General features: G+C 67.1%; 18 protein-coding genes. 9 read left to right on the plus strand and 9 right to left on the minus strand.

Annotation, left to right across the window (positions count from 1 at the left end):
• Nucleotides 1-1,608: a carboxyl transferase domain-containing protein gene (locus D9R12_RS12920; RefSeq protein WP_122231039.1), complete on the minus strand. Its 1,608-nt coding sequence runs from the start codon at nucleotides 1,606-1,608 to the stop codon at nucleotides 1-3.
• A gap of 1 nt (nucleotide 1,609) precedes the next feature.
• On the minus strand, nucleotides 1,610-2,773 hold the full coding sequence (locus D9R12_RS12925; protein ID WP_122231041.1) for an isovaleryl-CoA dehydrogenase: 1,164 nt from the start codon (nucleotides 2,771-2,773) through the stop codon (nucleotides 1,610-1,612).
• A 132-nt stretch (nucleotides 2,774-2,905) separates the two neighbouring features.
• Between D9R12_RS12925 and D9R12_RS12930 the strand changes: the two genes are divergently transcribed.
• A complete protein-coding gene (locus tag D9R12_RS12930; protein WP_014159272.1) occupies nucleotides 2,906-3,526 on the plus strand; it encodes a TetR/AcrR family transcriptional regulator in 621 nt (206 codons plus the stop codon).
• Nucleotides 3,527-3,645: 119 nt separating this feature from the next.
• Here the strand turns inward: D9R12_RS12930 and D9R12_RS12935 are convergent, their stop codons facing one another.
• Together D9R12_RS12935 and D9R12_RS12940 are read right to left on the minus strand one after the other, a co-directional pair.
• On the minus strand, nucleotides 3,646-3,978 hold the full coding sequence (locus tag D9R12_RS12935; protein WP_122231043.1) for a hypothetical protein: 333 nt from the start codon (nucleotides 3,976-3,978) through the stop codon (nucleotides 3,646-3,648).
• A gap of 98 nt (nucleotides 3,979-4,076) precedes the next feature.
• Nucleotides 4,077-4,958, minus strand: a complete 882-nt coding sequence (locus tag D9R12_RS12940; protein WP_122231045.1) for a type II toxin-antitoxin system RelE/ParE family toxin — start codon at nucleotides 4,956-4,958, stop codon at nucleotides 4,077-4,079.
• Nucleotides 4,959-5,365: 407 nt separating this feature from the next.
• Between D9R12_RS12940 and aceE the strand changes: the two genes are divergently transcribed.
• Entirely contained in the window at nucleotides 5,366-8,059 is a 2,694-nt protein-coding gene (gene aceE / locus D9R12_RS12945; RefSeq protein WP_043290291.1) for a pyruvate dehydrogenase (acetyl-transferring), homodimeric type, read from the plus strand.
• Nucleotides 8,060-8,363: 304 nt separating this feature from the next.
• Here aceE and D9R12_RS15925 read toward each other — a convergent pair whose 3' ends face one another.
• Nucleotides 8,364-8,855 (minus strand): hypothetical protein, encoded by a 492-nt coding sequence (locus D9R12_RS15925; protein WP_210538930.1) that lies wholly within the window; start codon nucleotides 8,853-8,855, stop codon nucleotides 8,364-8,366.
• Nucleotides 8,845-9,555 carry a transposase gene (locus D9R12_RS12955; RefSeq protein ID WP_122231047.1) on the minus strand — a complete coding sequence of 237 codons (711 nt, stop codon included), beginning with the start codon at nucleotides 9,553-9,555 and terminating at the stop codon, nucleotides 8,845-8,847. Before D9R12_RS12955 ends, D9R12_RS15925 begins: the two co-directional genes overlap by 11 nt.
• Before the next feature lie 230 nt (nucleotides 9,556-9,785).
• On the opposite strand from D9R12_RS12955, the gene D9R12_RS12960 reads away from it, so the two are divergent.
• On the plus strand, nucleotides 9,786-10,760 hold the full coding sequence (locus tag D9R12_RS12960) for an MBL fold metallo-hydrolase (protein ID WP_014159279.1): 975 nt from the start codon (nucleotides 9,786-9,788) through the stop codon (nucleotides 10,758-10,760).
• 76 nt (nucleotides 10,761-10,836) lie between these two features.
• Here the strand turns inward: D9R12_RS12960 and D9R12_RS12965 are convergent, their stop codons facing one another.
• On the minus strand, nucleotides 10,837-12,468 hold the full coding sequence (locus D9R12_RS12965) for a 3-(methylthio)propionyl-CoA ligase (RefSeq protein WP_122231049.1): 1,632 nt from the start codon (nucleotides 12,466-12,468) through the stop codon (nucleotides 10,837-10,839).
• 309 nt (nucleotides 12,469-12,777) lie between these two features.
• Here D9R12_RS12965 and folE point away from each other — a divergent pair, with 309 nt between their 5' ends.
• From folE to D9R12_RS12995, 6 genes are all read left to right on the plus strand, one after another.
• Nucleotides 12,778-13,383 (plus strand): GTP cyclohydrolase I FolE, encoded by a 606-nt coding sequence (folE, locus tag D9R12_RS12970; RefSeq protein ID WP_122231051.1) that lies wholly within the window; start codon nucleotides 12,778-12,780, stop codon nucleotides 13,381-13,383.
• 59 nt (nucleotides 13,384-13,442) lie between these two features.
• A complete protein-coding gene (locus tag D9R12_RS12975) occupies nucleotides 13,443-13,676 on the plus strand; it encodes a hypothetical protein (protein ID WP_147475101.1) in 234 nt (77 codons plus the stop codon).
• A gap of 173 nt (nucleotides 13,677-13,849) precedes the next feature.
• The gene (locus D9R12_RS12980) at nucleotides 13,850-14,431 is read left to right on the plus strand and encodes a manganese efflux pump MntP (protein ID WP_014159282.1); all 582 of its coding nucleotides are present in this window, start codon (nucleotides 13,850-13,852) and stop codon (nucleotides 14,429-14,431) included.
• Nucleotide 14,432: 1 nt separating this feature from the next.
• Complete coding sequence (locus tag D9R12_RS12985; RefSeq protein ID WP_043290295.1) at nucleotides 14,433-14,828, plus strand: YchJ family protein; 396 nt, start codon at nucleotides 14,433-14,435, stop codon at nucleotides 14,826-14,828.
• A gap of 157 nt (nucleotides 14,829-14,985) precedes the next feature.
• Nucleotides 14,986-16,071 carry an NAD(P)-dependent alcohol dehydrogenase gene (locus D9R12_RS12990; protein ID WP_122231054.1) on the plus strand — a complete coding sequence of 362 codons (1,086 nt, stop codon included), beginning with the start codon at nucleotides 14,986-14,988 and terminating at the stop codon, nucleotides 16,069-16,071.
• Between the two features lie 68 nt (nucleotides 16,072-16,139).
• Complete coding sequence (locus D9R12_RS12995) at nucleotides 16,140-17,000, plus strand: D-hexose-6-phosphate mutarotase (protein ID WP_122231055.1); 861 nt, start codon at nucleotides 16,140-16,142, stop codon at nucleotides 16,998-17,000.
• A gap of 90 nt (nucleotides 17,001-17,090) precedes the next feature.
• On the opposite strand, the gene D9R12_RS13000 is transcribed toward D9R12_RS12995, so the two are convergent.
• Together D9R12_RS13000 and D9R12_RS13005 are read right to left on the minus strand one after the other, a co-directional pair.
• Nucleotides 17,091-17,639, minus strand: a complete 549-nt coding sequence (locus D9R12_RS13000; RefSeq protein ID WP_122231057.1) for a hypothetical protein — start codon at nucleotides 17,637-17,639, stop codon at nucleotides 17,091-17,093.
• A 244-nt stretch (nucleotides 17,640-17,883) separates the two neighbouring features.
• A complete protein-coding gene (locus D9R12_RS13005; RefSeq protein WP_122231059.1) occupies nucleotides 17,884-18,318 on the minus strand; it encodes a PepSY domain-containing protein in 435 nt (144 codons plus the stop codon).
• Between the last annotated feature and the right edge of the window lie 226 nt (nucleotides 18,319-18,544).

Below are 18,544 nucleotides of genomic sequence, written 5' to 3' on the forward strand. Positions count from 1 at the left end.
TCACATCCTGAACAGGCCGAAGCGGGTCGCCTGGCGCGGCCCATGCGCGGCGGCGGACAGGCCCAGCGCCACCAGCCTGCGGGTCTGGACCGGATCGACGATGCCATCGTCCCACAGCCGCGCGGTGGCGTAGTACGGGTTGCCCTGGTGTTCGAACCGGGCGCGGATGGGCTGCTTGAAATCCTCTTCTTCCTGCGCGCTCCACGTGCCGCCGCGTGCCTGGATGCCGTCGCGCCTGACCGTGGCCAGCACCGCGGCGGCCTGCTCGCCGCCCATCACCGAGATGCGCGCATTGGGCCAGCTCCACAGAAAGCGCGGCGAATAGGCCCGGCCGCACATGCCGTAGTTGCCCGCGCCGAACGAGCCGCCGATCAACACGGTGAGCTTGGGCACCTGCGCGGTGGACACGGCGGTGACCAGCTTGGCGCCGTCCTTGGCGATGCCGCCGTGCTCGTACTGCTTGCCGACCATGAAGCCGCTGATGTTCTGCAGGAACAGCAACGGGATCTGGCGCTGCGCGCACAGCTCGATGAAATGCGCGCCCTTGAGCGCGCTTTCGGAAAACATCACCCCGTTGTTGGCGATCACCCCCACCGGTTGTCCGTGCAGGTGGGCAAAGCCGGTCACCAGCGTGGTGCCGTAGCGGGTCTTGAACTCGTCCAGGCGCGAGCCATCCACCATCCGCGCGATCAGCTCGCGCACCTCGTAGGGCTTGCGCGTATCGCACGGGACGATGCCGTAAAGCTCCTGCGGGTCATAGCACGGTGCCTCAGGTGTCATGGCATCGGGATGCGCCGACGGCGCCTGGCCCAGGTTGGCCACGATCTGGCGCAGGATCGCGATCGCATGCGCGTCATGTTCGGCGTAGTAATCGGCCACGCCGGAAATGCGCGTGTGCACATCGGCCCCGCCCAGCTCTTCGGCGCCCACCACTTCGCCGGTGGCGGCCTTGACCAGCGGCGGGCCGCCCAGAAAGATGGTGCCCTGGTCCCTGACGATCACCGTCTGCTCGCACATCGCCGGCACGTAGGCGCCACCAGCGGTGCACGAACCCATCACGCAGGCGATCTGCGGGATGCCCAGCGCCGACAGGTTGGCCTGGTTGTAGAAGATCCGGCCGAAGTGCTCGCGATCGGGAAACACCTCGTCCTGCAGCGGCAGGTAGGCGCCGCCCGAATCCACCAGGTACAGGCAGGGCAGGTGGTTGTGCAGGGCCACTTCCTGCGCGCGCAGGTGTTTCTTGACCGTCATCGGATAGTAGGTGCCGCCCTTGACGGTGGCATCGTTGGCCACGATCACGCAGGCGCGGCCATGGATGCGGCCGATGCCGGCGACCACGCCGCCGGCCGGCACCTGGCCTTCGTACATGTCGTGGGCGGCCAGCGGGGACAGTTCGAGGAAGGCCGAGCCGGGATCGACCAGCAGATCGATCCGCTCGCGCACCAGCAGCTTGCCGCGCGCCACGTGCCTGCTGCGCGCCGCCTCGCTGCCGCCGCGCATGACCGCCTCGGTGGTCTGGCGCAGCTGGTCCACCAGCTGTTGCATGGCCTGGGCATTGGCGCAGAACTCCGGCGTGCCGGTGCGGATCCTGGAGACGATCGCCCCCACCTCAGAGCGCCTCGTTGAACAGTTCCCGCCCGATCAGCATGCGCCGGATCTCCGAGGTGCCCGCGCCGATCTCGTAGAGCTTGGCATCGCGCCACAGCCGCCCGGTGGGGTACTCGTTGATGTAGCCGTTGCCACCCAGCGCCTGGATTGCCTGACCCGCCAGCCAGGTGGCCTTTTCGGCCGAGTACAGGATGGCGCCGGCGGCATCCTTGCGCGTGGTCTGGCCACGGTCGCAGGACTTGGCCACCGCGTACACGTAGGCCCGGCAGGCGTTGAGGCCGACGTACATGTCGGCCAGCTTGGCCTGCATCAGCTGGAACTGCCCGATCGGCTGGCCAAACTGCTTGCGGTCGTGCACGTAGGGCACCACCACGTCCAGGCACGCGGCCATGATCCCCAGCGGACCGCCGGACAGCACCACGCGCTCGTAGTCCAGCCCGGACATCAGCACCTTGACCCCGCCGCCGACGCTGCCCAGCACATTTTCCTGCGGGACTTCGCAGTCGGTGAACACCAGTTCGCAGGTGTTGGAGCCACGCATGCCCAGCTTGTCCAGCTTCTGCGCGGTGGAGAACCCCTTGAAGTCCTTCTCCACGATGAAGGCGGTGATGCCCCTGGAGCCGGCGCTGGCATCGGTCCTGGCGTAGACGATCAGGGTGTCGGCATCGGGCCCGTTGGTGATCCACATCTTGTTGCCGTTGAGCACGTAACGGTCGCCGCGCTTGTCGGCGCGCAGCTTCATGCCCACCACGTCCGAGCCGGCGCCCGGTTCGGACATGGCCAACGCGCCGATGTGCTCGCCGCTGACCAGCCGCGGCAGGTAGCGCTGCTTCTGCGCCACCGTGCCATTCTTGCTGAGCTGGTTGACGCACAGGTTGGAGTGGGCGCCGTAGGACAGGCCGATCGCCGAACAGGCCCGCGAAACCTCTTCCATCGCCACCACGTGCGCCAGATAGCCCATGTTGCTGCCGCCGTAGGCCTCCTCCACGGTCAGTCCCAGCAGCCCCATCGCTCCGAGCTTGGGCCACAGCGCGTTGGGGAAGCGGTTGTCCCGCTCGGCCTGCCCGGCCAGCGGGGCGATTTGGCCCTGCGCGAAATCGTGCGTGGCCTCGCGCAACGCGTCGATCTCCTCGCCAAGGCCGAAATCCAGGTGTTTGAAGTGCATGCCGGTGACGCTCCCGTCGGCCCCGTCTGCAGGGGTTGATCGCGCGCATGCTACGGCCGGACCATTTGGAAGTGAACCAATATTCAAAAATCTGAGGTAGATTCATACCATCGTCGTAGAGGCGCACAGACCATGGCATACCGGCGCTCTGCGCTGATGGAAGAGCGATTGGCCGGAAACCGGGTTCGGATCACCAAGGCCGCCCGGCAGTTGGTGGCGCAGGGCGGGTTCCGCGGCGCGTCGATCGCCGCGGTGGCCAAGGCGGCAGGCCTGTCCACCGGCGCGATCTACCGCTATTTCCCGTCCAGGGCTGCGCTGTTCGTGGAAGTGCTTGAAGAAGCGGTGCGGCGCGAGTGCGAACTGCTCACCGCCATCACCGGCGGTGCCGGCTCGGCCGAGCAACGGCTGTGCGCGGCGGTGGAATCGTTCACCCGGCGCGCGGTCGAGGGCCCCAACCTGGCCTATGCCTTCATCGCCGAGCCGGCCGATCCGCAGGTCGAAGCCGCGCGCCTGCTGGCCCGCGAGGCGTTCAGCGACATCTTCAAGCGCCTGCTGCGCAGGGGCGTGGCCTCCGGCGAGTTTCCCAGGCAGTCGGTCGAGGTGAGCGCCGCGTGCATCGTCGGCGCCTTCACCGAGGCGCTCGCCCATCCGGCGCCCAGGGCGATCCGGCGCATGGACAGTGGCAAGCGGATCGAGGCGATCGTCGAATTCTGTCGCCGCGCCGTGCTGGGACGGCCGCGCGCCACGGGCTGAGCCTGCGGCCAGAACACTCGCGCCGCGCGGCGTGGTGTCGAGGTCGCGCTGGGCCGGTCCACCCACAACGACCGCGAGTGGCAAGGCGTGGCCCGGCGCTCAGGCCGGGCGCTCGGGCCCTACTTGGCCGGTACCCGCTGAAACTCGTCGCTGCCGGTATTCAGGTGGCCGCTGGCCTGGTCGATGGCGAAGTTCACCGTCTCCCCGTCGTTGCTCACCTGCAGCACGCCATCCTTGTAGATGGCCGGGTAGTTCTCGGTCTCCGGCTTGCGGCTGAAGAACTTCGGGGTGGTGCTGCGGACCATGAACGACTCGCCGTTGCGCTCGATATCCATCGTCTCCTCCTGCGCCTGCACGTTGACCCAGTGGCCCACGAACTCCTCGCCCTTGGTCCTGGCGCAGCCGGCCACCAGCATCGTCGCGCCCAGCGCGATCCCCATCCACTTGATCATTGTCGTTCTCCGGTTTCGAAACTGGGGCGAGGATGGCGGCTGGGGGATGTACGCAGGGTCAAGGGCGTTTCCGGGAAATGAACAGCTCAGCCAGGGCGTTAGCGATACGGCCCCGGTCCCTTCCACACCAGCTGGCCCTGCTTGTAGACCTGCAGCATGGTGATGATCTCGCGCGAGTCGCCGATGCCCTGCATCTGCGGGTCGCCCGGATCGAGCGCGCGGCACTTGCCCGAGCCGTGCCTGAGCACGATGTCCAGGGTGCAGACCATGTAGTAGCGGGTGCCGGGCAGAGGGATGAAGAATTCCTTCATGCCCTGGGCCATCCAGGCGCGCACCTTCTCTTCGGCGCGCGGTTCGTAATAGGCGTGGTAGCCGCCGATCTCCAGGCTGGGGCCGCTGGCGCCCAGGTCGCGCTGGTTGCCACGATCGGTGGCGAGGCTGTCGGCCAGGCCGTCGTCCATGGACGTGTCGCGCTCCAGCAGGCCGGGCGGGCGGCCCCAGGTGGCGGCACGCCCGGGGCTGGGCGGCGGGTTGGCCGGCGCCTGCGCCTGCTGCGGCGTGCGCCGGGACTGGCTGGGCATCGACCAGCTGTCGTCGGCGGTGGTGGTGGGGATGTCGGCCTTCTGGTCGGGCACCGGGTCGGCCGGTCGCGGGACCAGGCTGGTCTGCAGCGGCGTGGTCGCCGGCTTGCGCTGGGCGAGGGGCTTGCTGGGCGCGACACGGGCCGGCGGGGCGGGCGTGGGCGGCGGACTGGGCGGGGCGTTGCTGGCCGGGTCGGTGCTCTTGCCGATGAACTCCATCTTCATCCGCCCGCCGCTGGCCGCGCCCTGCGGGGTGGTGAAGGTGGGCTTGGGGTCGTGCAGCAGGGCCAGCAGCATCAGCACGTGCAGCAGCGCGCTGAGCAGCGCCGCGATCCATGGCTGCAGGCGCTCGCTCCTGGGGTCGGCCTGGGGTCCGAGATGCGGCGACGCCTCGTTCATGCCACCAGCGCTGCGTCAGGGGTGCGGACCTTCATGTGGGGATGGACAGCGTGCAGCCGGTGGGGGTTTGACATCGTAGCGCGGGCGCGCGTGGCCTCACGTGTCGGTGGCGCGAGCGTCAGGTGGCAAGAACCCGTGGAGGTGCGCCGGCGCCACCACGCCGGTGACGAACGGTCGATCCAGGTGCAACCAGAATCCGGCGCCTGACACTTTTGCGTCACACGAAGTCCAGCATGGACGCGGGTTGGAAGGCGACTTGACGAAAATTCGCCATAAAGGCGCGTCGTCGTCGTCTGTATCCATGGTCGAACCGACGCCCGCCACCTGCCTGCCTTACAATCGCCTGCTCAAGACACACACACCGGCTGCCGCGCCTGCGTCGCGGCGCATCAGGCGAGGAGACGGCGATGAACTGGTTGAACGAGGTGCTGCAGAGTGATCCGGATCCGGCAGAGACCCAGGAATGGATCGAAGCGCTCAAGGCGGTCATCGACACCGAAGGCCCGCAGCGTGCGCATCAGTTGCTGGAAGACCTGGTCGAGCTGACCCGCCGTTCTGGCGCCTACCTGCCGTTCTCGCCGACCACCGAGTACGTCAACACCATCGCCCCGGCGCTGGAGGCCAAGTCGCCCGGCGACAGCGCGATGGAGTGGAAGATCCGTTCGATCATCCGCTGGAATGCCATGGCGATGGTGGTGCGTGCCAACCGCAAGCCCGGCGACCTGGGCGGCCATATCGCTTCCTTCGCCTCGGCCGCCACGCTGTATGACGTGGGCTTCAACCACTTCTGGCGCGCCCCGTCGGACAGGCATCCTGGCGACCTGCTCTACATCCAGGGCCACAGCGCCCCGGGCATCTACGCCCGCGCCTTCCTCGAGGGGCGTATCAGCGAGAACCAGCTGGACAACTTCCGCATGGAAGTGGACGGCAAGGGCATCTCGTCCTATCCGCACCCGTGGCTGATGCCGGACTTCTGGCAGACCCCGACCGTGTCGATGGGCCTGGGGCCGCTCAGCGCGATCTACCAGGCGCAGTTCATGAAATACCTGGAGCATCGCGGCCTGATCGAGAAGTCCGACCGCAAGGTGTGGTGCTTCGTCGGCGATGGCGAGACCGATGAGCCGGAGACCCTGGGCGCCATTGCCCTGGCCGGCCGTGAAGGGCTGGACAACCTGATCTTCGTGGTCAACTGCAACCTGCAGCGCCTGGACGGCCCGGTGCGCGGCAACGGCAAGATCATCCAGGAACTGGAAGGCGTGTTCCGTGGCGGCGGCTGGAACGTCATCAAGCTGCTGTGGGGCTCGTACTGGGATCCGCTCCTGGCCCGCGACACCGACGGCATCCTGCGCAAGCTGATGATGGAAACCGTCGATGGCGAATACCAGAACTGCAAGGCCTTCGGCGGCGCCTACACGCGGGCCAATTTCTTCGGCAAGTATCCGGAGACCGCCGCCATGGTCGCCAACCTGTCCGATGACGACATCTGGCGCCTCAACCGCGGCGGCCATGATCCGCACAAGGTCTACGCCGCCTATGACGTGGCAGTGAAGACCACGGGCATGCCCACCGTGATCCTGGCCAAGACGGTCAAGGGCTACGGCATGGGCAGCGCCGGTGAATCGCTCAACCCGACCCACCAGACCAAGAAGCTGGACGACGACGCGGTGCGCCATTTCCGCGACCGCTTCAACATCCCCCTGAGCGACAAGCAGCTGGCCGAAGCCGAGCAGGTGCCGTTCTACCACCCCGGAGCGGATTCGCCGGAAGTGAAGTACCTGCAGGAACGCCGCGCAGCCCTGGGTGGCTACCTGCCCAAGCGCCGGCGCAAGGCCGACCAGTCCTTTACCGTGCCGGGCCTGGACAAGTACGAGCGCCTGCTCAAGTCCAGCGGCGAGCGCACCTATTCCACCACCATGGCCTTCGTGCAGACGCTCAACATCGCCCTGCGCGACAAGCAACTGGGCCCGCGCATCGTGCCGATCGTGGCCGACGAAGCGCGCACCTTCGGCATGGAAGGCCTGTTCCGGCAGATCGGCATCTATGCCCCGTTCGGCCAGAAGTACAAGCCGGTCGATGCCGACCAGCTGATGTACTACCGCGAGGACCAGTCCGGCCAGGTGCTGCAGCAGGGCATCAGCGAGCCGGGCGCGATCTCCTCGTGGATGGCCGCCGGCACCAGCTACTCGGTGTCCAACGTGCCGATGCTGCCGTTCTACATCTACTACTCGATGTTCGGCTTCCAGCGCGTGGGCGACATCGCCTGGCAGGCCGCCGACATGCGTACCCGCGGCTTCCTGCTGGGCGGCACCGCCGGCCGCACCACGCTCAATGGCGAAGGCCTGCAGCACGAGGACGGCTTCAGCCAGGTCGTCGCCGGCGGCATCCCCAACGTGCGCAGCTACGATCCGACCTTCGGTTACGAGGTCACCGTGATCCTGCAGCACGGCATGAAGTCGATGATGGAAGAGCAGAAGGACGAGTACTACTACCTGACCCTGATGAACGAAAACTACGCACACCCGGACATGCCGGCCGGTGCGGAGGAAGGCATCATCAAGGGCATGTACCTGCTGCAGGATGCCGGCAGGCCCAAGAAGGGCGAACTGCGCGTGCAGCTGCTGGGCAGCGGCACCATCCTGCGCGAGGCCATCGCCGCGGCCGAACTGCTGGACAAGGATTTCGGCGTCACCGCCGACATCTGGTCCTGCCCCAGCTTCAACGAGCTGCGTCGCGACGGCTTCGCCGCCGAGCGCTGGAACCGCATGAACCCCGAGGCCAAGACCCCGCGCAAGGCCTACGTGACCCAGCTGCTGGAAGGCCGCTCTGGGCCAGCGATCGCCGCCACCGACTACGTGCGCGCCTTCGCCGACCAGATCCGCGCGTTCGTCCCCGGCCACTACACCGTGCTGGGCACCGACGGCTTCGGCCGCTCGGATACCCGCGCCAACCTGCGGCGGTTCTTCGAGGTGGACCGGTACTACATCGCCCACGCGGCGATTGCGGCGTTGGCCAAGGAGGGGAAGATGACGGGCAAGGATGTGGCCCGGGCGATCAAGCAGTACAGGATTGATGTGGAGAAGGTGAGTCCGGATGGGGCTTGATGCTGCGTTGAGGTGAGACCAGGAAAAGCGGCCTTCGGGCCGTTTTTTCTTCTCCTCAGCGTGGAGTCCGGCTGCTCCTTCTCCCCCGCCTGCGAAACAGGGGTCAGAGTGCACTTTCCCGAGCTGCTTTGACCTTGGGTGGTCGCCCGATGCGGGCAGCGGGTCCGGCGCGTCTGCCCAGTTGGTGTTCAATGGCTGCGCGGAAGCAGTCATTGCCCAGCGCGTGCTGGCGCTGCAGGTTGAGGCGAATGGCAGCGGTTTCGTCGGGATGGATGGCCTCCAGCACGAAGCGCCGAAACAGGGGTCAGAGTGCACTTTCCCGAGCTGCTCTGGCCTTGGGTGGTCGCCCGATGCGGGCAGCGGGTCCGGCGCGTCTGCCCAGTTGCTGTTCAATGGCTGCGCGGAAGCGGTCATTGCCCAGCGCGTGCTGGCGCTGCAGGTTGAGGCGAATGGCAGCGGTTTCGTCGGGATGGATGGCCTCCAGCACGAAGCGCCGGTAGATCTCCGTCCGCATATCGGCAGCGGCGATGGCGGTATAGCGCGGATGTGGCTGTACCAGCGCATCGGCCTGGCCGAGTCCGTTGCAGCGATGACTGGACCATGGGGAGTCCGCGGGATCGGCGACCATGCCGGCGCGGACCGGGTTGAGTTCGATGTAGCGGTAGCAGCGCAGCAGATAGGTTTCATCCTGCACCGGGCACGATTTGTAGCGGCCTTCCCACAACGTGCCGGTCCGTCGATAGTGATCGTTGATGTAGCGCACGTAGCGGCGACCGAAATAGGGGTCAGAGTGCACTTTCCCGAGCTGCTCTGGCCTTGGGTGGTCGCCCGATGCGGGCAGCGGGCCCGGCGCGTCTGCCCAGTTGGTGTTCAATGGCTGCGCGGAAGCGGTCATTGCCCAGCGCGTGCTGGCGCTGCAGGTTGAGGCGAATGGCAGCGGTTTCGTCGGGATGGATGGCCTCCAGCACGAAGCGCCGGTAGATCTCCGTCCGCGTATCGGCAGCGGCGATGGCGGTATAGCGCGGATGTGGCTGTACCAGGAGGTCGGCCTGGCCGAGTCCGTTGCAGCGATGACTGGACCACGGGAAGTCCGCTGGATCGGCGACCATGCCGGCGCGGACCGGGTTGAGTTCGATGTAGCGGTAGCAGCACAGCAGATAGGTTTCATCCTGCACCGGGCACGATTTGTAGCGGCCTTCCCACAACGTGCCGGTCCGTCGATAGTGATCGTTGATGTAGCGCACGTAGCGGCGACCGAGCGACTGCATCAGCGTCGACGCCGCGCCCGCGTGTTGGCTGGTCAGCAACAGATGCACATGGTTGGTCATCAGCACATAGGCATGCACGGCGATGCCGAGCTTGAGCGTCAGCTCCCGCAGGTCCTGCAGATAGCGCGTCCGGTCGATGTCGGCGAAGAAGCACGGCTGCCGATCATTGCCCCTTTGCACGATGTGCTGGGCAACACCGGGAAGATCCAAGCGGGGCTGGCGTGGCATGGGCGATCCTTCGCGCTACGGTTCGGCCAGCGTCACCCACCTGCCGCGCCCGTACGATCAGGCGACGACCCGAGCCCGGGTAGGAAAAGTGCACTCTGACCCCGGTTTTGGTCGTTATAGTTGCGTCCATGGCTCAACCCAACGAATCCGCGCTCCATTATCCCCTTGGCGACACCCTGCCGGCATCGGCCGAAACCCTGGAGCTTGCGCCAGGGGTCAGGTGGATCCGCATGACCCTGCCCTTTGCCCTGGATCACATCAATCTCTGGTTGCTGCGTGATCGTCAGGAAGATGCGTACGGCAAGCTCGTCGAGGGCTGGACCGTGGTGGACTGCTGCGTCAACCGCGACCAAGCACGAGCTCAGTGGGAGGCGATCTTCTCGACCCAGCTCGAAGGCCTTCCGGTACTGCGCGTCATCGTCACCCACATGCATCCCGACCATATCGGCCTGGCCGGCTGGCTCTGCCAGCACTGGAAGGCGCCGTTGTGGATCAGCGCCACCGACTACAACTTCGCCCGCGTGGCCATGCAGGGCCGGGAAGGCTTCGGCGATGAAGCCGATGCGGACTTCTACAGCCTGCACGGGCAACACGACCAGACCTTCCTCAACCACGTGCGTGGCCGCGGCAGCTATTATTCTTCGCTGGTCGCCAGCATCCCCGGGACCTACCACCGCATCCTCGACGGGACGGTGATCACCATCAACGGCCGCAGCTGGCACTGCATCGCAGGCTATGGCCACGCCCCCGAGCACATGGCCCTGCACTGCCCCGAGCTTGGCGTGCTGATCAGCGGCGACATGGTCCTGCCCCGCATCTCCACCAACGTCAGCGTCCACGCCTCCGAGCCCGAAGCCAATCCGCTGCAGCTGTTCCTGGATTCGCTGCAGCGCTACTTCGCCCTGCCGCAGGACACCTACGTGCTGCCCTCGCACGGCAAGCCCTTCACCGGCCTGCACCAGCGCGTCCAGCAACTGCTTGACCACCACCAGGAACGCCTGGACGACATCATGCAGGCCGTGCAGACCCGGGTCCTGAGCGCGGCGGACATCCTGCCGATCCTGTTCAAGCGCCAGCTCGACCCCCACCAGATGACCTTTGCCATGGGCGAAGCGCTGGCCCACCTGCACTACCTCTGGTACAGCCGGCAACTGCAGCGCAGGCGCGATGACCAGGGTGTGCTGCGCTTTGGGCTGCCCGGCTGACGGGGTAGACGTTCGGGGCGGATGACAAGAAAGGGCACCTTGAGGGTGCCCTTTACAGCCCGGTCAACACCGTGTTTCAGGCGGTCGGCAGCTTGTGATCGGCGAACATCTGGCGCAGCTTGAGCTTGTAGAGCTTGCCGGTGGCGGTGTGCGGCAACTCATCGACGAAGACCACGTCATCGGGCGTCTGCCAGTTGGGGATCTTGCCCTTGAAGAAGGCCAGCAACTCCTCGCGGGTCACCTTTGCCCCGGGCTTCTTGACCACCACCATCAGCGGCCGCTCGTCCCACTTGGGATGGTGCGCGGCAATCGCGGCGGCCTGTTGCACCGCCGGGTGTGCCATCAGCACGTTCTCCAGCTCGATCGAGCTGATCCACTCACCCCCGGACTTGATCACGTCCTTGGAGCGGTCGACCACCTGCATGTAGCCATCGGCATCGATGGTGGCCACGTCCCCGGTGGGGAACCAGCCCTGGTGCAGCGGCGACTTGTCGACGTTGAAGTAGCTGTCGATGACCCAGTGGCCACGCACCTCCAGATCACCCGAGGCAATGCCGTTCCAGGGCTGCGGGTCGCCTTCGGCGTCGACGATGCGCATGTCGACGCCGAACACCGCCCGGCCCTGCTTCTCCAGGATCTTCTGCCCGGCTTCCAGCGGCAGGTTGGCGTGCTTGCCCTTGAGGCGGCAGATCGTGCCAATCGGCGACAGTTCGGTCATGCCCCAGGCGTGGACCACCTCGACGTTGTAGTCATTCTCGAAGGTGCGCAGCATGGACGGCGGGCAGGCTGAGCCGCCGATGATCGTGGTCCTGAAGGAGCTGAACCTGAGGTTGTTGGCCTGCACGTGGTTGAGCAGCCCCTGCCAGATCGTGGGCACGCCCGCCGATATGGTGACCTGCTCCTGCTCCATCAGCTCGTAGAGCGAAGGCCCATCGAGGTGATGGCCCGGCATTACCAGCTTGCAACCGACCAGGGCAGCCGAGTACGGCACGCCCCAGGCGTTGACGTGGAACATCGGCACCACCGGCAGCATGGTGTCGGTGGCCTTCAGGCACATCGAATCCGGCAGCGCCGAGGCATAGGCGTGCAGCACCGTCGAGCGGTGCGAATAGACCGCGCCCTTGGGATTGCCGGTCGTGCCGGAGGTGTAGCAAATGCTGGCCGCGGTGTTCTCGTCAAACGTGGGCCAGGTGTAGTGGCCGTCTTCGGCTTCGATCAGCTCTTCGTAGCAGAGCAGGTTGTCCAGGACATGCTCGCGCGGCATGTTGTCGCGACCGCACATGAGCACCACATGCTTGAGCGCAGGCAGGGTGGGAGCCAGCTTCTCGACCAAGGGCAGAATGTTGAGGTCCACGAACAGGATCTTGTCCTGGGCATCGTTGATGATCCACGCCACCTGCTGCGGAAACAGGCGCGGGTTGATGGTGTGGCAGACCAGCTCCGAGCCGGAGACCGCGTAGTAGATCTCCAGGTGGCGGTAGCCGTTCCAGGCCAGGGTGCCGACGCGGTCGCCGGGCTCGCAGCCCAGCCGCTGGAGCGCCTGGGCCAGCTTGCGCGAGCGCAGTTCCACCTCGGCCCAGCTGGTGCGGTGCATGTCCCCCTCGACCCGCTTGGACACGATCTCGGTATCCCCGTGATGCCGCGCTGCATGGATGAGCAGCGAAGAAATCGACAGGGGCATCTGCATCATCTGACCCATCAGGCTCATGAACCACCTCCGGAAATTAGCGCAGGACAAAGGCTCTGGACGCGCCGAGCTTTTGAAAAATGAAAATCCGCACAATCATAGACCCGATTACCGGGGCCACGCCGTTCCAGGGCCCTGCGGCAGGGGCGATGGATGGAACATCCGCGCCATGCGGCGGTGCGGCACAGGTCGAGCCCGACGGGTTCAGGGGCGCTTTGGCCCCGTGGCGTGCCGCGCCGCACCGCTGCGTTCCGCGCCCTGCGCGCAGACGCCTGCAGACCCATCCGGTACGATGCCGGCCCTGTTCTGCGCCCGGACAAGGCTGCGCCCATGAGCGATTCCGACAACACCCGCGGCGGCGTCAGCCGCGACCAGGCCGAGGACGCGGTGCGCACCCTGCTGCGCTGGGCCGGCGAGGACCCGGCCCGCGAAGGCCTGCTCGATACGCCCAAGCGGGTGGCCAAGGCCTATGGCGACTGGTTCAGTGGCTACCGCAGTGACCCGCATGAGTACCTGGCCCGGACCTTCGAGGAGGTGGCCGGCTACGACGAGCTGATCGTGCTGCGCGACATCGAGTATGAAAGCCATTGCGAGCATCACATGGCGCCGATCATCGGCAGGGTCCACGTCGGCTATCTGCCCAACGGCAAGGTGGTGGGCATCAGCAAGTTGGCGCGCGTGGTGGACGCCTACGCCCGCCGCTTCCAGGTCCAGGAAAAGATGACCGCGCAGATCGCCCAGTGCATCCAGGACGTGCTGGCCCCGTGCGGAGTCGGCGTGGTGGTCGAAGGCGCGCACGAGTGCATGACCACCCGCGGTGTGCACAAGCGCGGGGTCAGCATGGTCACCTCCAAGATGCTGGGTCAGTTCCGCAAGGACGCGCGCACCCGCGCCGAGTTCCTGCGCTTCATCGAAGTCGGCAGCGCCAGGCGCTGACGGCGTTGTCATCCGGCCCCGGGCGAGCGCGCGGCTGCCCGCGGTCCGGACAGTTCGCCATGAATCCAGGTGATGTCCACGCGATACGCCGGTTGCGCGTCTTCTGCTGGCTGACCGCGTTGCCGATCGCCGCCACCGATGCGCACGCGCCGCTGGCGCGCGAGCTGCCCGAGCGCACGCCGGTGATGCCTTCGCACCTGCGGTTTGCGGTGGTCCAGCACGCGCCGCGCGTGCCTGTGTATACTGCGCGCCCCGTCCGGCGATGCCCGGTGGGGAACCTCCTTGGGGAGTAGCCGGCTCTTCCGCGCAGCGGAGCGAGCGTCGCCGTCAACATACTTGGCCTGAACCGGCCATGGCGGTTGCAACCAGTCTGGTTGGCGAGACCAACGAGCAGCCCAGCACGGCTGATGGCCGGCGTGCGGGCCGTTCGTTTCGTCCGCGTTACCGGCCTGGTGATCCCATTCCAATGAATCCGATTTCCATCCTCCTGCTCGGCCTGGCCATGTCCACCGATGCGTTCGCCGCTGCGCTTGGCAAGGGCGCAGCCATGACCAGGCCCACCCTGCTGCAGGCGCTGCGCGTGGGCCTGATCTTCGGCGTGGTTGAAGCGATCACCCCGGTGATCGGCTGGCTGATCGGCTCGGCCGCCTCCCGCTACGTCCAGGCCTGGGACCACTGGATCGCCTTCGTCCTGCTGGGTGCGCTGGGCCTGCACATGATCTGGAAGGGGCTGACCGACAACGACGAAACCGGGGACAGCGCCGGTCATGGCAACGGCAACGTCTTCACCCTGGCCCTGACCGGCCTGGCCACCAGCATCGATGCGATGGCCGCGGGCGTGGGCCTGGCCTTCGTGCAGGTGCCGATCCTGGTGGTCGCCGGCGTCATCGGCAGCTGCACCTTCGTGATGGTGACCCTGGGCGTGCTGGCCGGCCGCGCGCTGGGCGCGGTGATCGGACGCCGTGCCGAGCTGGTGGGTGGGGCGATCCTGATCCTGGTCGGCGTGGCGATCCTGTACGAGCACATCGGCGGCGCGGCCGGCGGTTGATGTGACGGCCCTGCCCAAAGCCTGCCCTTGCGACAGCGGCGCGCCCTACGCGCGCTGCTGCGGCCCGTTGCATGCCGGCGCGCCCGCGGCCGATGCCAGGGCGCTGATGCGTTCGCGCTACAGCGCCTACGTGCTGGGCGATGCAGATTATCTGCTGGCCAGCTGGCACCCCACCACGCGCCCGGCGGCGCTGTCGCTGGCCGATGCGCCGGGCAGGCGCACGGTGTGGCTGGGGCTGAAGGTCCAGGCGCATGCGTCGACCGGCCCGGACACGGCCGAAGTCAGCTTCACCGCGCGCCTGCGCGTGGGCGGTGGCTCGGCCCGGCGCCTGCACGAGCGCAGCCGTTTCGTGCGCGAGGACGGGCACTGGTTCTATGTGGATGGTGATGTGAGCTGAGCGCCAGCATTGCACGTGCCGATGCCGTGAAGGCTGCAACAGCCGTGCGCAATGCTGCGTTGCAGGCCGCTTCCCGCGGTTGGCGTCTAGCATTTGCACCATGCCGCGCAGCGCGCGTGGCGAGCCTGATCGTTCAACCCCCACCGGAGTCTTCCCCATGTCCCATGCCCATGGCTATGCCGCCCAATCCGCCCACAGCCCGCTGGCGCCGTTTTCGTTCGAACGCCGCGCACCCGGCCCGCACGATGTGCGGATCGACATCCTGTACTGCGGGGTCTGTCACTCCGACCTGCACACCGCGCGCGACGAGTGGCACAACACCCGCTATCCGTCCGTACCCGGCCACGAGATCGTCGGCCGGGTCACCGCCGTCGGCAGCGACGTCAGGAACTTCAAGGTCGGCGACCTGGCCGGCGTGGGCTGCATCGTCGACAGCTGCCGCAGCTGCCCGTCCTGCCAGGCCGGCGAGGAGCAGTACTGCGATGCCGGCTTTACCGGCACCTACAACGGCCCGATGTTCGGCGGCGGCGAGAACACCTACGGCGGCTATTCGGACCACGTGGTGGTCGATGAGAAGTACGTGCTGCGGGTAAGCCACGACACCGACAACCCCGGATCAAGTCCGGAGCAGACTCTGGCCGCCGTGGCACCGCTGCTGTGCGCCGGCATCACCGTGTATTCGCCGATGGCGCACTGGAAGGTCGGTTCCGGCCAGTCGGTGGGCGTGGTTGGCCTGGGCGGCCTGGGCCACATGGCGGTCAAGATCGCCAAGGCCATGGGCGCGCACGTGGTGCTGTTCACCACCTCGGAGAGCAAGCGCGAGGACGGCAAGCGCCTGGGCGCCGACGAAGTGGTGATCTCCAAGGACGCCAAGCAGATGGAGGCGCAGGGCAGCAAGCTGGACTTCATCATCAACACCGTGGCCGCCTCGCACAACCTGGATCCGTTCCTCAATGCGCTCAAGCGCGATGGCGCGATGGTGCTGGTCGGTGCACCCGAGCATCCGCATCCCACGCCCACCGTGTTCAACCTGATCATGCGCCGGCGCACCATCGCCGGCTCGCTGATCGGCGGTATCGCCCAGACCCAGGAGATGCTGGATTTCTGCGCAAAACACGGGATCGTGGCGGACATCGAGATGATCGCCCCGGCGCAGATCAACCAGGCCTACGAGCGCATGCTCAAGGGCGATGTCAAGTACCGCTTCGTGATGGACCTGGCCAAGCTGGACAAGGCCGCGTAAGCCTGCGCCAGGCAAGCCTGGAACCGGCGGGCGGCTACACTGGCCGCCGGTTTTTCATCCGTGATGCCATGGCCCACACGCTGACCGAATCCACGCTGCATGGCCTGCCTGTGCTGCGGATCGAAACGCCGCTGTGCACTGCTGCGCTGTCGCTGCACGGCGGCCAGCTGCTCTCGTTCGTGCCGGCCGGTGCCGGTGAGGTGTTGTGGGTCTCGCCGCTGGCCACCGGCGCGCCGGCGGCGATCCGTGGCGGCGTGCCGGTGTGCTGGCCGTATTTCGGCAGGGAAAACCAGCCGAGCAACGTGCCGCAGCATGGCTTCGCCCGCAACACGCGCTGGACGCTGGAAGCACCGCGCGAGGACGCAGATGGCAACCTGCATCTGGGCCTGTCGCTGCCCGGGCACCCCGGCACGCCACTGCGCCTGCGCCAGATCCTGATCCTGGGCACCGGCCTGCAGCAGGCGCTGATCACGCACAACCCGTCAGAGCGCACGCTGTCCCTCACCCAGGCCTTGCACAGCTACTTCGCCGTGGGCGATGCCCGGCAGGTGCATATCGAAGGCCTGGACGGGCTGGACTACGACGACAAATACAGCGGCCAGACCCTGACCCAGCGCGGCCACTGGCACCTGTCCGATCCGCGCGATCCCGGCCGCAGCGACCGCATCTACCATGCGGCCGGCGGCCACTATGTCCTGCACGATCCAGTGCTGGACCGGCGCCTGCGCATCACCACCACCGGCAGCCATGCCGTGGTGGTGTGGAATCCCGGCCAGGCCGGTGCCCAGGCACTGGCCGATGTCGCCGATGCGCACTGGCCGGCCTTCGTCTGCGTGGAAGCGGCCAACGCCGCGCGCGATGTCGTCCGCCTGGCGCCAGGTGCCAGCCACACCCTGGCGCAGGCGGTGGAAGTGCTGCCCGCGGCCTGAATGCGCAGCGCTTGGCCAGCAGCGCAGCAGCTTGGACGCCACTGTCCCGCGCGCGGCGTGCGCAGGGCCAAGCGCGTGTCCGGTGCGCCACTACAGGCGCGCGTAGGCGAAATGGCCGAGTTGGACGAGCTTGTCCAGTGAGGCATCGCGCTGCTGTTCGTCCAGGGCGTCGGTGAGAAACACCAGGGTCTGGCCGTTGCGCGCGATGGACAGCACCGCGATGTCCGAGAGCAAACCGGCCGACGGATCGCGCGCCTCGACCACTGCCGTGGCGTAGTTGCCCAGGTCCCTCGGCGACACCATCCGCACGCGCTGCGCCGCACCCGGGGACTTGGGGTCGATGAAGCCGGCCACCAGGTCGCGGACCTCGTCCTGCGGGGTATGGCCCTTGGAGGCCCATTGCTGCACCAGCAGCCGGCCGAAGTCGCCGTTCCACTCGCAGGTGGAGATGCCGAAGGCGGCGTGGTGCTCCGGTGCGCGAGTGACCTCACCGGGGAACACCTGGCGCAGCTCGTCCAGGCTGATCAGGTCGCAGGGAGTGGCCGCCCTGGGCGCGGTACCCGTGGCGGCCACGGTGTAAGACGGCGGCGTGCCGGCGGCCGGCGCCGTCGGCGGCGTCCGCTCGCAGGCGGCCAGCATGATCAGGACCAGCCCCAGCTGCCATCGCGGGCAGCAAACCGATGCGCGTGGGTGCGCATCTTGGGCACGAGGAAGGGGCATGGACGACCTGGGGACTGCTGGTGGGGGAAAGCCAGCTTCTGCCTAGGACCAACCCCGTTTGCGGCCAAAACAGGACACCGTGCACATTTTTCCCTTTTGAACCCCCCGCTCAGGCCGCCCGCCGCGGCAGCCTGCGCTAACTCATTGCGCCGCCAGCGCCAGCTCAGTCGCTTTCTGCGTTCAGCACCGAGCCGTCCTTCGGGCTCAGCTGGACTTCCACGTTCTTGCCGTCGCTGCGCTCGACCTTGGCTTTCCACAGGCCACCGTCGAAGTCGACGTCGTGCACCTTGGCATAGCCGGCCGCAACCAGCTTGGCCTTGATGTCGTTCTCGCTGAGGTTGGAGACCTGGGTATCGGTGAACACCTGGCCGCTGGCCGGATCCACGCGCACGTCGGTGCGGTTGCCGTCGGCGCTGGTGGCATCGGCTTGCCACATGCCGTCTTCGAAATCGATGTCGGCGATCCTGGTGTAGCCCTGCTCGGTCAGCAGCTGGCGGACCTGCGGCTCGGTCAGCCCTTTGGTTGGGGTGTCGGTGGCGCTGGCGGCGCCGGCCATGGCAAAGGCCAGCATCAGGGCTGTGGCGCGGAAGGTTCTCATGATCGTGCTCCGGTGATTGGACGGGCGACCACTGGGCCAGCCCAGCCGTCAACGGCAGGTCAGGATTTGCCTGCGCCTGGCTGAACAGGCGGCCTGGCGCACTGATTCGGCCGGAGGAAAGCCTTGCAGGCGAAGGCTTTCGCCGCCCTGGTCAGGTTTCTGAACAAACTGCCCTTGGCCAAGCCCCAGGTGCCCTGTTGCGGCCTTGCGCGCCCCTTCCAGGCAA

Source organism: Pseudoxanthomonas spadix, assembly GCF_003703395.1.
Taxonomy (GTDB): Bacteria; Pseudomonadota; Gammaproteobacteria; order Xanthomonadales; family Xanthomonadaceae; genus Pseudoxanthomonas_A; species Pseudoxanthomonas_A spadix.

Excerpts from the sequence above, each read along its gene's own strand:
- D9R12_RS12925 (WP_122231041.1), bottom strand. The coding sequence starts at position 2,773 with ATGCACTTCAAACACCTGGATTTCGGCCTTGGCGAGGAGATCGACGCG.
- D9R12_RS12930 (WP_014159272.1), top strand. The coding sequence starts at position 2,906 with ATGGCATACCGGCGCTCTGCGCTGATGGAAGAGCGATTGGCCGGAAAC.
- D9R12_RS12935 (WP_122231043.1), bottom strand. The coding sequence starts at position 3,978 with ATGATCAAGTGGATGGGGATCGCGCTGGGCGCGACGATGCTGGTGGCC.
- D9R12_RS12940 (WP_122231045.1), bottom strand. The coding sequence starts at position 4,958 with ATGAACGAGGCGTCGCCGCATCTCGGACCCCAGGCCGACCCCAGGAGC.
- aceE (WP_043290291.1), top strand. The coding sequence starts at position 5,366 with ATGAACTGGTTGAACGAGGTGCTGCAGAGTGATCCGGATCCGGCAGAG.
- D9R12_RS12955 (WP_122231047.1), bottom strand. The coding sequence starts at position 9,555 with ATGCCACGCCAGCCCCGCTTGGATCTTCCCGGTGTTGCCCAGCACATC.
- D9R12_RS12960 (WP_014159279.1), top strand. The coding sequence starts at position 9,786 with ATGACCCTGCCCTTTGCCCTGGATCACATCAATCTCTGGTTGCTGCGT.
- D9R12_RS12965 (WP_122231049.1), bottom strand. The coding sequence starts at position 12,468 with ATGAGCCTGATGGGTCAGATGATGCAGATGCCCCTGTCGATTTCTTCG.
- folE (WP_122231051.1), top strand. The coding sequence starts at position 12,778 with ATGAGCGATTCCGACAACACCCGCGGCGGCGTCAGCCGCGACCAGGCC.
- D9R12_RS12975 (WP_147475101.1), top strand. The coding sequence starts at position 13,443 with ATGAATCCAGGTGATGTCCACGCGATACGCCGGTTGCGCGTCTTCTGC.
- D9R12_RS12980 (WP_014159282.1), top strand. The coding sequence starts at position 13,850 with ATGAATCCGATTTCCATCCTCCTGCTCGGCCTGGCCATGTCCACCGAT.
- D9R12_RS12990 (WP_122231054.1), top strand. The coding sequence starts at position 14,986 with ATGTCCCATGCCCATGGCTATGCCGCCCAATCCGCCCACAGCCCGCTG.
- D9R12_RS12995 (WP_122231055.1), top strand. The coding sequence starts at position 16,140 with ATGGCCCACACGCTGACCGAATCCACGCTGCATGGCCTGCCTGTGCTG.
- D9R12_RS13000 (WP_122231057.1), bottom strand. The coding sequence starts at position 17,639 with ATGCTGGCCGCCTGCGAGCGGACGCCGCCGACGGCGCCGGCCGCCGGC.
- D9R12_RS13005 (WP_122231059.1), bottom strand. The coding sequence starts at position 18,318 with ATGAGAACCTTCCGCGCCACAGCCCTGATGCTGGCCTTTGCCATGGCC.